The following is a 15737-nucleotide window of genomic DNA, read 5'->3' on the forward strand; positions in this document are numbered from 1 at the left end:
CATACTATTTTTGGACATGATTTTATGCTTATTAATGCAGACTTTACTCGCCGCGCTGCCCTTATACCTGAGCAACACCAGTGGATTAAGTCACCACAAAATGGGGTAGAGCGCGTGATGCTTGACCGTGTGGGTGCAGAAAAAGAACGTGCCACTAGCCTTGTACGCTATGCGCCCAATTCTTATTTTCCGCATCATCTACATCCGGGTGGTGAAGAGATTTTAGTATTGTCAGGTACTTTTTCTGCAGATGACAAACATTACCCAGCAGGTTGGTATTTGCGCAATCCACCGACTTCAGGACACAAGCCCTATAGTGATGAAGGCGCAGTGATTTTCGTCAAGCTACGTCAAATGCTAGCTAATGAACCTCATTATGTGGCTATCAATACTAAAGATAATGCTTATTGGCAACAGCAGGGCAGCCGTGATGTTTGTCCTCTATTCTCAGGTGATAATGAGCAAGTGAGTTTGCAGCGTATCAAGGCAGGCGAGTTACTGTTTAATGAGGCAGTCTGTGGCGGTGCAGAAATACTGGTGTTAGCAGGCGAGTTGATAGATGAGGGTCAAGTTTATCAGCGCAGCGGCTGGATACGTCTGCCAGCAGGTGAGCATGCGCAAATACAAGCAGGATCTGAAGGAGCTACGGTGTATCTCAAGACAGGGCATTTAATGCAAGTGATAGGGTTGTAAGGGTAGTGATCACATTTTATGAGCAGCTCACCAGCTGCTCATATTCTACAATGTCACTATATTTTGTCACCATACTTTTATTTAGCCAACAAAAGTATATAAGCAGTGGGGTAATGATTAGTAACGCAAAATTTATCAATCATTACTCAAACCGCTTTCAAAACAGTTCAAAAATACAAACCATAATTGCTCATCATTCTATACTTTGGGCATCCTCTCGTTTGACAATTTTATGCTGGTCTTCTGTGCTATCGACTTTCCAATAGCTAGATATGTACAAATGCGTTTTGGGTATTGGGCGATCAACTTTGAAGTACTGACGTAATGCTCGCATACTATGAAACTCACAAGCCGCCCAAACCGCAGGTTGTCCTGCTAGCCACGTAAGCGTTTTAATGCGATCAAGTAATGGGCTAGTTTCTACATTTGGATGCGCGTTTATCACCCAATGAATGTCAAGGTTGTCTGGCTTCTTGAGTAGTTGCTTATCTGCTTCAGTGGTAATCTCAAGGACTGCATAGCCGTGTGCGTCAGCAGGTAGCTGGGCAAGATTGACGGTAATTGCCGGCAGCGCTGTCATATCACCGATCAATAAAAACCAATCAGCCTCATTGTTAATCAGCTTCTTTGGTCCAGGGCCGCCTACTAATATTTGCTCACCCACTTGGGCGTTACGTGCCCATGCTGAAGCAGGGCCTTCTGTCTCATGCAACGCAAAATCGACATCTATCTCATTATCTCGTTGAACGCTGACGGTATAGGTACGCATCAATGGTCGAGCCTCATCGCCTTGAGGGAATATCAGCTTAATGTACGCGCTTTCTTGATCTGCCGGAAAATCAGTCAGTCCAGCACCGCCAAGCGTGACACGGCACATATGTGGCGTGAGGTATTTACTGCCAATCACATCTAGCATTCTTGGGGTAGATTTTGCCATATTAATACTTTCCTTCATTTAACTATTTGATAGTTTAGGTCATCATTTGAGATGAGACCACTCTATAAGATTGATATTCTCTAGTAATGGTAAGTTCTACATTGCCTAAAAATTGGCTTTTAGGCTGACGGACATTTGGCGCTCAGGTCCCATCCAGCAATTGTTAATATCATAACAAGCGCCGACGTAGGTTTTATCAAAGAGATTGTTGACACTCGCGCCGACAGTGAGCATCGGATTGATTTGATAATTGCCGCCAATGTCTACCAAAGTCACGCTTGGTAATTCGTCTGAGTTCTGTTTGTCAAGTTGCATACCGCCTTCATAGCGTACGCCAGCATTGAGACTGAGCTTGTCAGTAGCATAATAATCTGCCCACAATGTTGCCTTGTGCTTCGCCGTTTGCGCAGGGGTATTGCCAACCACCTCAGGGTTGAATTCATCTTCTGTAATTTCAGCATCGGTATAGCTATAACTGGCGGCAATATCTACCCAATCATTAAGCATATGGCTGCCTGAGACTTCAAAGCCTTTGGAGGTAATTTCACCCGTTTGTGTTTGACTTCTATAATTGATTTCATCAGCCACCACGACGTTTTTTTGAGTGATATCAAATACTGCTAATGTTCCTTGTGTGGCGCGATTGGCAGAGAGATATTTGACACCAGCCTCTAGCTGATCGGCAGTCGTTGGCTTAAATGGCGCATTGGTAATAAAGTTACTACCGACCACTGGCTGAAACGACTGAGAATAACTAGCATAAGGAGATAGCCCATTATCAAAGTCATAGATAGCTGCGAGACGACCACTGGTTTTCGAGGCATCATTGTCAATGGTTCTATCACTATAGATGGCACCTTCAGAAGCCTTGGTTTGCTCAGTACTACTATCAAAATTATCGTGACGTAAGCCTGCTACTACTGTCAAATCTTGCCATTTCATCTCATCTTGTACATAAAAACCAAGCTGGCTTTGTTCAACGTCTTCATTTTGACGATAAGCCTCTAAAGGCAACGTATCAGCATTGATTTGTGAGTAATCTGGATTGGATAAGTCAAGATTTGGCGTGCCATCTGCGCCAGCATCATAATAAGTGGCGCTACTGTCTGTCTCTTGATACTCAACGCCAAACAGTAGGTTATGTGAAGTATTAGCAGTATCGAATTTATAAGCTAGCTGATTGTCTGTGGTCCAGTTGCTCATGCTCTCATCGGTGGTGTAGGCCACGCGATTTAGTATCTTATCACTACCGCTTACAAACCCGCTGTTGTACATATTACGCTGCTGCGCCTCGGCGTCGGTATAGCGCAGAATGTGCTTGAACGTCAACTTATCATTAATATCCCAGTTCACAGTGACGCTTGGCATAAATACTTCTTTGCTGAAGTGATTCCACTCATCGCCGGCATAGGCGTCACTGGCCAGTTTGCCATAGCTGGCATGGTAGACAGTGCCAACGGCAGGCAGTGGGGTGGAAGGCACCATTTCTGGATCATCTTGATAAAACAGATTGGCAAGAACGGACACATCTTTTGTCGGTTGCCATTGCAGTGACGGATTGATCAGGGTACGTTCTTCTTTTGTGGTTTGCATCTGCCCGTCTTTTTGTCGTTTTAACGCCACCAGTCGATAATTGAGCGTGTCTGAGATAGGTCCTGTCGTATCGACCGCCACTTCTTTTAGGTTTTGATTACCCACTCGCAACTGTACCTCAGATGCTTGAGTGCTTTTTGGGGTTTTGGCGACTTGATTGACCATGCCACCTGGAGATGCATAGCCATAGAGTGAGGATGCTGGCCCTTTGACCACTTCCACTGCTTCTGTTGCGTAGATATCGACTTGCGGCATCAGATTCCAAGCCCCATCGTAGGGCAGTCTTAATCCATCGTAAAAATTGGAGTAAGTCTTAAAACCGCGAATATTGTATTCATCAAAGATGGACACCGTACCGCGACTCTCAGTACTCACCCCTGGCTCATAACGTAACGCTGCATTGACGCTGTCTGCTTGACGTTTTTGCAATAGCGCTTGATCGATTCTCGTATAGCTCATGGGTGCATCATTAGGGTCTAATGCTGTTTTGGTGCCCGTACTACGGTAGTTGTTGGCATAGACAGTAATGGTATCCAGGGTGGTCGATGGTGTCACGGTCTCATCATTATTAACATCATTATCGACGTCGTTCTCAACACTATTTTCGATGTTATTCGGCATTGTCTCAGCATAAGCTGCATGGCTCAAAACCATTGCCAATCCCAGTTGCACCGCGAGAGTTAAACGTTTTTGACGAATGGATGTAGACGTTGAGATAAAACGCATCATATTTCCTTGTAAGTTATCAAATGCCGAAAGCGAAAGAAAAGGAATAATAACATTAATGATTATCATTATCATTAAAAATTTACAAACAAAGCGCTGTTAGTAAGATGTCGAGTGAAGTAGCCCCATTTTTAGCCCATCAAGATGACTATGATGCAAACATGAAAATTGAAGAAACGCCCTAATATGACGATAATTTTTGACTATAAGTAATGGTGCTTACAGGGCTTTTCTCGTATGATGCAGCCGTCTATTTGGAATAAACTTTTAGATCAACCGGCAGACAGGATTTATTACTACTATTAATAAGTCTAGGTCGTTCACTGAGCAACCAAAGATTGTTAAAGGTCATATTTATGAACAGACATACAAGTCAATCAACCAATACTCAACGCTATTTTACGGTATGGCGTTGGCATTTTTATGCAGGAATATTTATAGCACCTTTCTTAATTATCCTAGCTTGCAGCGCACTTGGCATGCTGTTGATGTCTAACATCGCAGGTCGTGATGACGATCGCCTCACCATTACCACCCCAGATTCAGCGATGACAGCACCAATTACCGCACCTATTTCTACGCAAGCTAAAAATGCGTTAAACACTTTACCTAACAGTACACTGGTGAAATATATCGCGCCTCGTGATACGGACACCGTTGCCTTGTTTCAAGTTAAGTCAGCCAGTCAGGAGAATATGGTGGCGGTGAATCCTTATACGGCTGATATCGTCAAAAGCACGCCGACTAATAGTGGTCTGTACTATATCTTTAATGATATTCATGCTGATTTACTATTGGGCAAAGTCGGTGACTATATCCAAGAAACCACTGCGTCATTAACCATCTTAATGATTCTAACGGGTTGGTATCTGTGGTGGCAAAAACGCAAATCACTCAAAGCCATGCTTATACCCATTGATGCTGTAAATAATAAGAAAAAACGCTCATTCATTCGTATCATTCATGCGACATTGGGCAGTTGGGTATCTGTGTTGCTACTGTTTTTCTGTATTTCAGGAATGGCATGGGCAGGCATCTGGGGCGAGCGTATGGTACAGGCATGGAGTCAGTTTCCTGCGGGCAAATGGGGCGTTGCGCCAATGCCGCTTTCCATTGATCACAGTCAACATCATGCTGGTATGGATATGAATAACGCTGAAGCCACGCCGCACGTTCATGGAGCAACACCAGTCACAGCACCCACGCATGGTGATGCACTAAATACGGGTAGTACCAAAGATGTGCCTTGGGTGCTTGAGTTGACACCAATGCCAGCATCTGGCACTGTCGCTGGCAAGGATGGTATCGCGTCCAATATACCGATTATGATTGATACTGTAGATCGATTTGCCCGTGAGATTGGTATTGTCGGACGTTACCAATTAAATCTGCCACAGGGTAATACGGGCGTCTGGACGATTAGCCAAGACTCAATGAGCTATGATATGAAAAATCCAATGGCTGATCGTACGGTACATATCGATCGTTATTCGGGCAATATTTTGGCAGATATCCGCTTTGATGATTATAATGCTTTTGGTAAATTTATGGCGGCGGGCATTGCTATTCATATGGGGACGCTTGGATGGTGGAGCGTATTGGTCAATGTCCTATTTTGCTTATCGGTTATTGCTATTTGTGTGAGCGGTTACATCATGTGGTGGCAGCGCCGTCCACGTCATGCCAGTGAAAAGCTTGGACTGAATCCACCAGCGCGTGGTCTCAGTTTTTCTATATGGTGGCCGTTTGCCATTCCTTTGTTAGTAGTGGCGATTATATTCCCAACCGCCATCATCGCGATTGTCGCTATCGGATTACTAGATTTCTTAGTCATTTCACGGGTTGGGTTTTTACAGAAACTATTATTTTAAAATTAAATAAAAGAGCCATTCAAAAAGTTATTCTTATCTAAATAAAATCGGGGCAGCTTTCTAAAAGATGCCCCGATTTTTTATTGTTCGCCATTAACTTTTTACTAAGCCAGTATTTACGCCAACATAGCAATGGCATCGGCACTAGCACGTTGCCGTTCTTCAGCATTTAACTCAATGAGTCTGCCTTCTTTCATCAGTAATAATCGATCTGCATGTTCAAAATAGCCGTCATCATGACTGATGATAAACAGCGTTTTACCCAAGGCTTTGAGTTCAGGTATCAGTGTTTGATAAAACACGCGGCGAAAGGCAGGATCTTGGTCAGCCGCCCATTCATCGAGTAGCAGTATGTCTTTTTGTTCAGCCACGGCAATGAGCATGGCCAAGCGCTTGCGTTGTCCTTGTGATAGCTTGTCTGTCGATAATTGGTTATTAGTCACGCTGACTTTATCTTGTAAGTTCAATTTATGCAGCCATGTATTTACGAGCGCTTCATCGGGTTGCTGTCCCTCTCTACCAATCAGCTGTTTAAAGAGATGCTGATCGCTAAAAATGGCAGAAAAAAGCTGTCGATAATCAGCATTATTCTGTGAATCAACGAGCTGGCTGTCTATTTTTACAGCACCGATGCTAGGGGTGAAAATGCCTGTAATAATCTTTGCAAGCGTAGACTTGCCGCTACCATTCGCCCCGATTAAAAACACCACATCGCCACGTTTTAAGGTGAGATTAACCGATTTTAGGATATCGCTAGCATGCTCATTTTCTTTAACCACTACCTCGTTTGCATCGGTATCAATACTTGCATAACGATAGCCAATATCATTGAATGATATGGACTGCCAGTTGTTGACCACAATATCCGTGGTAAAGGTTGGTTGGTACTCCGCCAATTCCAACGATTGTATTTTATCCAGCGCCACTTGTGCCGTTTGTAAGGTCGGGTATGCGCCGACGGCATGGAGGATGGGTGATTGCATGAATAGAATGGTTAAGGAGAAAGTGGTGGCAATACCCATTGGAATAGCAAGATAATTTGACACGGCAAACACCACACCAATCGCTGCGAACATCATAATGTTCGACCAATTCACGGCGGATAAATGATATGTATCCGATTTAATCACTCGATTTTGATAAGACTTGGCATGATTTAAGAAATCATTTTTATAGAGATTTTCAGCGCGGTGTTGATTAAGCGCCAGCTCTTTGCGACCATCTATAATGGATTGATAGTCCTCATATAAACGATCATTGATCTCTCTGAGATCTCTTAAATGAGTATAGACATGCTTCACTAAAATGGTGCTTATCCAAATCGTCATCGCAATCCAAAACATGACAATCAATAATAATGGCAGCGACAACCAGCCTAAATAAAGGGCGACACCAACCGATAAAATAACGCCTTGCACCAGCTCTGGCATACGCACAAAGGCGACGGTAATTGATTGAATATCTGATGAGAGGCTGGCGAGTAACCGTGCGCTACCCAAATGGTCTATTTGTGGAACTTTGGTGTCGATGATTTGTTTGACCAGCTTGGTTCTAAGCTCGTAGACGAACTGATGCCCCAAACGAGTCAGTGCATATTGTGATACGAAGGTCGTGACTAACAGCAGCACCACCAAAGCTGAAAATTGACCCAAGCTCGCCCACGATAAGGTATTAAAAACAGGCTGACTGATAAAGGTGTGATTGATATAGGCAATGATGCCCACACTGACCGCCGCATTCACCAAATTAAGGAAAATAACTTTAAGAAAGGGCAGGCGATAGTGTGCCCAAATCATCTGATATAAAGAAACGGTGGCGTGAGAGGACATAATGGCTCAATAATAGAATGGTTTTTTGCGTATTTTTGATAACATAAAAGGGAGTAGGTTGTGCCTAATCCCTTTTATTTAAGTCTTATAAACGTGGTTTAATCTGCATGTCTTAAAAGTCGAAAGTCGCTGATACTTTTAGGGCAGTAGGCTCACCAGCATTTAAATACCCAGCACCCGCATAACCACCCACTGATTGCCAATAGTCCTCTCCTGTCACGTTAGTAACCACGCCTTTTAGCGTCACGTCTTGTCCAGCGAGCATGGTTTTGTAGCGAGCACCTAGATCTAGCGTGGTATAACCGTCAACTTTTAAGCTGTTGGCAGCATTGGCATAACGTGCGCCTGTGTGAATGATATCGCCGGTCACCGTCATTCCTTCAATTGCCGCAATATCATATTCTAGGTTGACGTTGCTTTGTAGCGTGGGCAGTCCGATGACTCGGTTGCCGTCGAACGTCACATCGCCCGTGTCTTTTTGCTCAGCCTTTAAGTAAGTAACACCAGCATTGAAGCGCATGTTTTCGCTTGGGCTACCAAATACAGTCAATTCCACCCCTTGATGGCGATTTTCTCCAGCAGCGGTAAATGTATTTGAGTCATTGATATAAGCACGCGGCTCATCGGTGCGGAATACCGCCAAACTACTGCCAATCAGACCGTTATCATACTTAACGCCAACCTCAGTTTGCTCACTCACATAAGGGTCTAAATTTTGACCACCATTGGTGACAGCACCACCATTATTAGTCAGAGGTGCCCTTGCGCCTGGCGCTAGGCTTTCGATATAGTTACCATAAACAGACCAGTCCATGCTTGGTTGATAGACAATTCCAACGCTTGGTGTCCACTCGCTTTTATCGTAATCAGCCGTTTTAGCCTGAGTGTTAGGATCATAGCTGGTGGTTTTTAAATTCTGATGACGCACGCCTAAAGTGGTTTTTAGTTTGTCATCGAACAGTGATATGGTATCGGCTAGCGCAAAGCTTTGGAATTGCTTCTCGTTGGTTAGCTTCGGATCGTCTAAGTTACCACCGAAGATTGCTGTGCTTGTAAAAGGGACCTCAGCGTAGTCGGTGGGATGGTACAAATTGGTCACGGGTTGATTACCAAAATCATAGGCGAACGCGCCTTTTTCTTCTTGGTCATAGAGATCCGCTGCTAGTACCCAATTATGAGCCACTTCACCTGTTTGCCATTTACCACGCAGACCGAGCTCAGCACTTTGTACCAAATCTTTTCTAGAATTATCAAAGCGATAAAACGTACCTGCACCATCAACATCGTTGACGGTTAGATTGGCCAGTGAGTTTTCTTCCTCACCACTTCGCACACCGTAAGCACCATAAGCGGTAATATTATCAGTAAAATCATATTCTCCTCGAATGGTACCAAAGACATCTTCTTCATCTGAATACGTCCAAGGCTGCGCCCAATTCTTTGAGCCGTCTGGTGCTTTTGGTACTCTAGAAACACCAGCAAGTGTGACACTAGGACGGGTCTCTTTGAGTTTGTTGTCTTGCCAGCCCAAATCAGCTGATAGTCGATACTGATCGCCTCTGTAGTCTAATCCTAACGCTGCCAGACCCAGTGTTGAAGATTCATCATCAATCGCGCTGTCGCCATCTTGATAAGCAGCATTAAAGCGAACGCCAAACGCATCATCAGTACCAAAGCGATCACTGACGTCTACGGCAACTTTGCCTTGATCGCCCTGACCATAACCGAGTGTCACCTTACGTAGCGGGTCATTACCAGCTCGTTTGGGCAGCAGGTTAATCGTACCACCGGCGTTACCACCACTGGGTGCTGCGCCATTGAGCATGGCGGATGCCCCGCGCTGAACCTCAACACGCTCGAACAATTCCGTTGCGATATACTGCCTTGGCAATATGCCGTATAGACCGTTATACATGGTGTCATCAGAGGTTGTGACAAAGCCGCGCATAAAGTACGCTTCTTGAAAGTTGCCAAAGCCTCTAGCGACACGAACAGTCGGGTCTTTTTTGAGCAGGTCGCCCACACTCTGGGCTTGTTGATTGCTGATATACTCATTGGTATATGAGGTAGTGGAGAACGGCGTGTCCATGATGTCTTGATTGCCCAAGATTCCGACACGGCTTCCTGTCGCTACTTGACCACCTTCATAGGCATCTGGCAACCCATCGGCTGATGCATCAGCACTACTGGTCACGATAATCTCATCGAGTACCACGCTTGGGGTATCGGATTGAGCGTCAGCACTTAAATCTGTTTGTGCCCACGCGACTTGGCTTGCACCCAGTAGTATTACCGATGTGGACAGACAAGATGAGCACAGTGATTTTAATGACAAGGGATGGCGAGACATATTCAATAGAGTAGGGCGAAATAAAGCAGAGTATAAGCGAGACAGTTGCATGAATATTTCCAGCACATAGATTAAATGCTTATTATAATGATAATCATTTTCATTACAATATATTACTGGGTTAAATCTCAATATATTTTTATCGTGTTAAGTGTACGTTTTTGTTAGGCAAAGTAGTAAGTCGTCTAAAGTTGATTAGTCGCGCTATACCAGCAGCAACGATTGCTAATCGCTCAATTTAGAAGTCAGAACAAGTGGTTGGTAAGTGTCTAAATACCTATTATTTACTAAATGCTTACTATTTATTAAATGTCTGCTGTTTACAGAGATATGCCACTTATAAAAAACATAATGCTTATTGCGCACGCCAATAGACTTTAATGACCATATCCTGACGTGATAGCCCAAGGGTTGTTTTTAGTTGCTGTCGTAATGATTTGATATCCGCTGCTTCCAGCGCGCCCCATACTTTGTCAATTTTGACAGGCAGTCGCGCAAATTGTGTATTTAATAATGTCATTATTTGTTCAGTAATATCAGTTGTTGGGGTATTCATCAGCTGGCACACATTATCTTGCAAAAAATGCGCATTATGGCGTAGTTGATTACTGAGCGTTAGGGTATGTAGATAACGGATATCGTCTGAATCCTTAGTGATGGCAATGACGAGGGGCGGCAATGGATTCTGCCAGTTTTCCAATAGATTGGCCACCGTAGGTAAGGAGGTTTCATCACAGATGAGTAAGCACTGACCAGTGCTGAGATGTTCTATTTTCTCTGGATATTCACGTACTGTTTTGATTTGACTGCCACAGTCAAGCGCGCGCGCCCAATTGCCTCCTGCCGTATCGCCATGAGTATAAACGTCTATCCACGCTTGGACGGACGAGCTGCTCGAATCTCGCCATGCTTTTCGCAAGGTATAGTAGCGCTGTAAAGGTTTGTTTCTATCTTTTGACTGGTGTTTTGTAGCAGATAGACCGTCCGCATCTAGCTCAAACAAATACGCGTAGCCCGGATGAGTGAGTGGCGTACTATCGGGTGCGGTTACCAGCAGTCGATACATATTGGGGCTGGCATAATAGCCATTAATGACCGTAAAACGCTGTTCTTGAAGCTTAATCGTGCGCTTGCCAAGCTTATTGGCAGATGTTTGCAATAGCGTTATATATTGCTCTTGTAGCGTCATAGAGTCACTAATAGGAACTGTAAAATCGATAAAATATTGACGGCTGAGCTTGCTGCTGTTTGTCAAGGTGTCGTTGTCATGATGGGCGGTTGTGACATCCATTAGTATCCCATCAGTATACAGCTCTGTTATCGAGGCGATCTCGTGCTCATTCACTGCCGTGGTAGTAAAGGCATTGATAAACATCGCGAGTTCATCTTGATGCTCTTCATTGACATGACTCATAAACTGGGCTTTGTCAGCCATGTCGAGCGGTGTTTTATCGAAATCGTACTGAGTAAGTAGTTGAGCCATAAAATGTCGTCCAAGCCAAAATTCAAATAATTATTCAGCAAAATTTTTATTAATAAATGATTGGCTGCTGATTAAGGGCAAGATGGAAATATAATAGTTAATAAGCATAAAACATTCAAATGTTAATGATTATTAATGTCATCTAGGTTTTGATTACGATAATATACCATACGTTAATTTATTTATAATCGCAAAAGGACAGGTGTTATCGAATGACTAATATTTTTCTTGTAATGATTGGCAGTGGTGACTCTTAAACTGTATATAAACGTTATCGCCCAACCCGTTTTTGCAAGGTTTGATAGCTTACAAAAAAGGGTTGGGCGAGCTAAAGTCGAACAGTAGAGTGTTAAGGAGCAGGCTGAATGTCTATTTTAAATTCCCATGAGGTCGCAGTCGTCGCTGAGCTATCAGGGTAATTGATTTTATCCAAACGCACTCGGGCATAGCTATTGCCTTCAGCAGATCTAATGAGCGCACCTTGAGCGCTGTCAACTGGTTTGGCATTTAGTTGATGCGTCATGCCATTGTAGTTATACCAGCCAAAGTCTAGGTTTGGGAAATTACCCGTATAAGCAGGGTTGAGATCTGAGCCTTTACTATCAATGACCCAGCTTCTGGCACTCATCGGTTTATCGTACACAGCGGTGTTGGTAAGGTCGGTTAAAGTCGCCGCACTACCATCGGTCATAAACTTACTGACAATGGGCTCACCTTTATCATCATAATACCCTATTGGTGTTTTTGATAAGAAACCACCAACTTTGCCTTTATTAGTGCCAATCGCAGAATCGCCACCATTTAAAATGACGCTATTACGCTTAAAACCAATCTGCCAAGTACTGTTTTTATCGGTGCTACTTTGTCCTGTGGTTAGATCAAAATAGACCCAGTTATCATTGTTTGAGGCATCGATGGTTTTCGTCTGTACCTTATTCGGTAGCGCCGTATCAATCCAGCGCAGAGTAGGGTAGCCAGAGGTTCCAGCATTATTATAGTAGTTGGTAATCTGCATGGCATAAATAGGCTGCTGTACGCTGCTGTCTGTAATGGCGCTGCTATTATCTGTAGTGACAAGATAGACACGATTGTTCGGGTAAAGCTGATGGTTGTCTTTTAAATTGTATTCAAACCAAGGCTGTGCATCAAAAATACCACCACTACGGTCTTCATTGTAGTGCATGGTAATATCACGACTGGTATCAGGATCTTGAGTTGCATTGCTATAACGGCTCAAATCTGACCAATCGATTAAACCAAAAACACCACCTTTGCCAGCACCAGAATCACCGCTATTTGACCAAAGCTTGACCGAACGCGCTTGATTATCAAACTTGATATCCCACTTATCCTCAGCACACGAGCTTTCAGCTTTGGCATCAAAGTCATAACAGGTCGCAGTATTAGGCGCTAGATTGGTGACTTGCCAAGTAGCCGTTTCGCTAAAGCTAGCACTGCTCACAGGCGGGGTAGTGCCGCCATTACCGTTACTGCCACTACTGGCACCATCACCGCCGCCACCGCAGCCAGTCATGCTGAATACTAAAATACTGCTACTAAACAGTAATGCCAATTTGGTCGGCTTGGTGTGAACTGCTGGGGAAATGGGGGTCATATCAGCTTCCTTGATGGTTGTGGTTTCAGATAGAGGGTACAAAATAAGGGTAAAAATAGCGGTACAAATACACTTGCTTTAGAATGATTGTGAATCAAAAGCTTACCAATGGTAGCTGGCGCCAAGTAACCACTCGCGATTATCAATGGGACGGTAGTCACTGGTATCGGTGACATCACGCTGCACATCAAAGATATTATTAATCGCTGCATACAAGCTCAAGTTTGCAGTGGCGTCATAATTGAGCTTGCTATCGAGCGTCCACCAAGACGGTGAATATGCTTGCTCGCTGGTACTAATCAGCTGTTTGGATTCATAATTGAGGCGCGGGATCAGCTGTAATTTGTCATTAAGCTGATAATCTAGTGCCAGCATCGCTTTGTGATTGGGCTTATAGGTCAGCTCGGTATCGGTGACATTGTTATGCGTCTTGAGGTAAGCGTAGCTGGCTTGTAGTTTGGCGCGCTCGTCCACTTGCCAATCAATGCCAATATCGCCGCCATAGGTTTTGGCACTATCGACGTTCATATATTTATAAATGGCGATATTTCCCTCAAAGCTCGCATTGTCTTCATCGGTCTGAATCAGGTCATCTATCTCGTTATAAAAACCATTGACCGTTAAATTCATGGTGTCGCTCAGCTGACCTTGATAGCCGATCTGGTAACTGGTTGAGGTTTCAGGCTGCAAGTCGGGGTTGCCCATGACTTTATAACCCAAATTGCTATGGTCAAAGACGTAGTATCGTTCTTTTAGATTGGGCACGCGATAACCACCGCCAATGCTGCTACGAAAGACATGGTCGCGCCCGCTTGCATCCAAATGGTTGTATTTGAGTGACACTTTTGGTGCAGTATGGCCACCAAAGTCTTCATCGTTTTGATAGCGAACACCGCTCAACACTTCCCAGTTATCGCCGATCAGCCAATCATCTTGTAGATACAGCTCACCGACATCACGGCTGACGTCATCGCTGATAAGCTCGCTGACTTGGTTTTTCGTTTGGCTTAACTTGTCTTGCTGAACCTGACCGCCGACTTGGATAAGATGAAGGTGCTTATCGGATAGCAATAGCTCAGGTAGATCGATCTGGGCTTGTGCCAACGTCGTACTAATCTCTGTATCACGGGCACTAGTGATGGCTTGCTGTGTTTTAGTATTGGATGCACTTTGATATTCCTCATGCAGCGCTTGAGCGGACAATCGATAAGTCCTGCTGCGATCATCGACATGCGGCGCGATATCAGCGCGTGCACCGATACTAAAGCGCTGCTTAGTAATATGCTCATCTCTTTGCTGTGCCAAATAGCGCGGCGCGACATAATAATTAAAACGGCTGATATCGTCTTCTTTATAGTGGCTGGCTTCTAGCCAATATTGAGAGTTTTTGACCAGTCGGCTATCGTTGCGGTCATTGTTATTACCTGATGTGTCGTTACCGTCAGGGCGGTAGCTGAGGCGGGCGCTGACTTGTGATTGCTCGCTGGCATCTTTTAATCTGGGCCATGCTTCATGGTCTAAGCTCAAACCATCATTGTCCAGATACGAGCCTGATAGACGCGCGTGAAAGCGCTGGTTCTTATCCAATGCCCCTTCCACGCTGGCTTCTACATAGCGCTTATTAGCATCTAGCTTTTTACCAGAGGGATTTTGCTGCCCATTGCTGGCAATCTCGGTGGTGATATGTCCTGTCGCCGCGCCAATGGGTTTGGTTATGATATTAATGACGCCGCCCATCGCTGCACTACCAAACTGCGCTGATGCCGCTCCTTGCACCACTTCTATTTGCTCAATATCCATATTCATATATTGATTCAAGTTTACTGTCGAGCCAGTGCTTGCCGTAATCGGCAAACCGTCAATCAACACTAATACTTGATCACCTGTGAAGCCTTGCATGCTGACTTCGTAACCTGTCTTGCCGTGGACTTCACGTAAGTAGACATTGGGCAACAAGGCCAGCGCTTCTTTTAAAGTATGCGCATGGTTGTCATCAAGCTGTTGGCGACTAAGTACTTGCAGGACAACTGGCGCATCACTTAAAGCGCGCTCAGAGCGAGTTGCCGTTACCACGATAGGGTCTAAACGTGTGCTCGGCATGGCTGCATCGTCGGTCATATCACCATTCGTCTCTGCGAAAATTGGCGCTGCTTGGGCTAAAACTGACGTGAATGCAAACAATGCTAATGCAACACTTATGGCTAATGGGCTACGACGCAGCAGTGAGGGATGGGTGTCTAGTCCCGTATGAGTCAACGATAAATCAAACGCTAAAATTGACATAAATAAAACAGCCATCGTAAAAGAGAAAGTAAGAAAGTCGCGTTGCTTAAAGACCTTTTGCTACAAAAAGAGCGATCTAAAGCGACCGTTTCATAGTATTAATTATTAAAGGTTTGGTTACTTGATTCACTAGATTAAGTAACAAAGTCCAGACATAGTATTTCAAACGATAATAATTATCAAGATGTAAATGATAATTATTATTATTTACAAAGTGAGAAAATGTTGCCATAATGATTTCGTCCGAAGCCTAAAGACAGAATTATAAATGATGAAATAGAAGCGATAATTGCCAAAAGTCTGCTTGGTAAATACACTCTTGCTGCATCCTTGCAAGCACTGTAGTACAGCAGGCAT

Annotated in this window: 9 protein-coding genes; 2 read left to right on the forward strand and 7 right to left on the reverse strand. The window is 44.2% G+C overall.

What is annotated here, in order from left to right; all coding sequences use genetic code 11:
* Window positions 1-24 precede the first annotated feature (24 nt).
* On the forward strand, window positions 25-693 hold the full coding sequence (locus ACP7AE_RS08580; RefSeq protein WP_426242530.1) for a cupin domain-containing protein: 669 nt from the start codon (window positions 25-27) through the stop codon (window positions 691-693).
* A 193-nt stretch (window positions 694-886) separates the two neighbouring features.
* Here the strand turns inward: ACP7AE_RS08580 and ACP7AE_RS08585 are convergent, their stop codons facing one another.
* Together ACP7AE_RS08585 and ACP7AE_RS08590 are read right to left on the reverse strand one after the other, a co-directional pair.
* Window positions 887-1630, reverse strand: coding sequence for a siderophore-interacting protein (locus tag ACP7AE_RS08585; protein WP_201540344.1), 744 nt, complete (start codon window positions 1628-1630; stop codon window positions 887-889).
* A 105-nt stretch (window positions 1631-1735) separates the two neighbouring features.
* Window positions 1736-3952, reverse strand: coding sequence for a TonB-dependent siderophore receptor (locus ACP7AE_RS08590; protein WP_426242532.1), 2217 nt, complete (start codon window positions 3950-3952; stop codon window positions 1736-1738).
* Window positions 3953-4305: 353 nt separating this feature from the next.
* Between ACP7AE_RS08590 and ACP7AE_RS08595 the strand changes: the two genes are divergently transcribed.
* Window positions 4306-5820 (forward strand): PepSY-associated TM helix domain-containing protein, encoded by a 1515-nt coding sequence (locus ACP7AE_RS08595; protein ID WP_426242534.1) that lies wholly within the window; start codon window positions 4306-4308, stop codon window positions 5818-5820.
* 116 nt (window positions 5821-5936) lie between these two features.
* Here the strand turns inward: ACP7AE_RS08595 and ACP7AE_RS08600 are convergent, their stop codons facing one another.
* The 5 genes from ACP7AE_RS08600 to ACP7AE_RS08620 form a co-directional block, all read right to left on the reverse strand.
* On the reverse strand, window positions 5937-7649 hold the full coding sequence (locus ACP7AE_RS08600) for a multidrug ABC transporter permease/ATP-binding protein (protein WP_201540347.1): 1713 nt from the start codon (window positions 7647-7649) through the stop codon (window positions 5937-5939).
* A 112-nt stretch (window positions 7650-7761) separates the two neighbouring features.
* Window positions 7762-10050, reverse strand: a complete 2289-nt coding sequence (locus ACP7AE_RS08605; RefSeq protein ID WP_201540348.1) for a TonB-dependent receptor — start codon at window positions 10048-10050, stop codon at window positions 7762-7764.
* 304 nt (window positions 10051-10354) lie between these two features.
* Entirely contained in the window at window positions 10355-11482 is a 1128-nt protein-coding gene (locus tag ACP7AE_RS08610) for a siderophore-interacting protein (RefSeq protein WP_426242536.1), read from the reverse strand.
* Window positions 11483-11831: 349 nt separating this feature from the next.
* A complete protein-coding gene (locus ACP7AE_RS08615) occupies window positions 11832-13097 on the reverse strand; it encodes an HmuY family protein (RefSeq protein ID WP_426242538.1) in 1266 nt (421 codons plus the stop codon).
* A 102-nt stretch (window positions 13098-13199) separates the two neighbouring features.
* Window positions 13200-15380, reverse strand: coding sequence for a TonB-dependent receptor plug domain-containing protein (locus ACP7AE_RS08620; protein ID WP_426242540.1), 2181 nt, complete (start codon window positions 15378-15380; stop codon window positions 13200-13202).
* Between the last annotated feature and the right edge of the window lie 357 nt (window positions 15381-15737).

This window comes from Psychrobacter sp. TWP2-1-2 (genome assembly GCF_049896785.1).
Lineage (GTDB): Bacteria > Pseudomonadota > Gammaproteobacteria > Pseudomonadales > Moraxellaceae > Psychrobacter.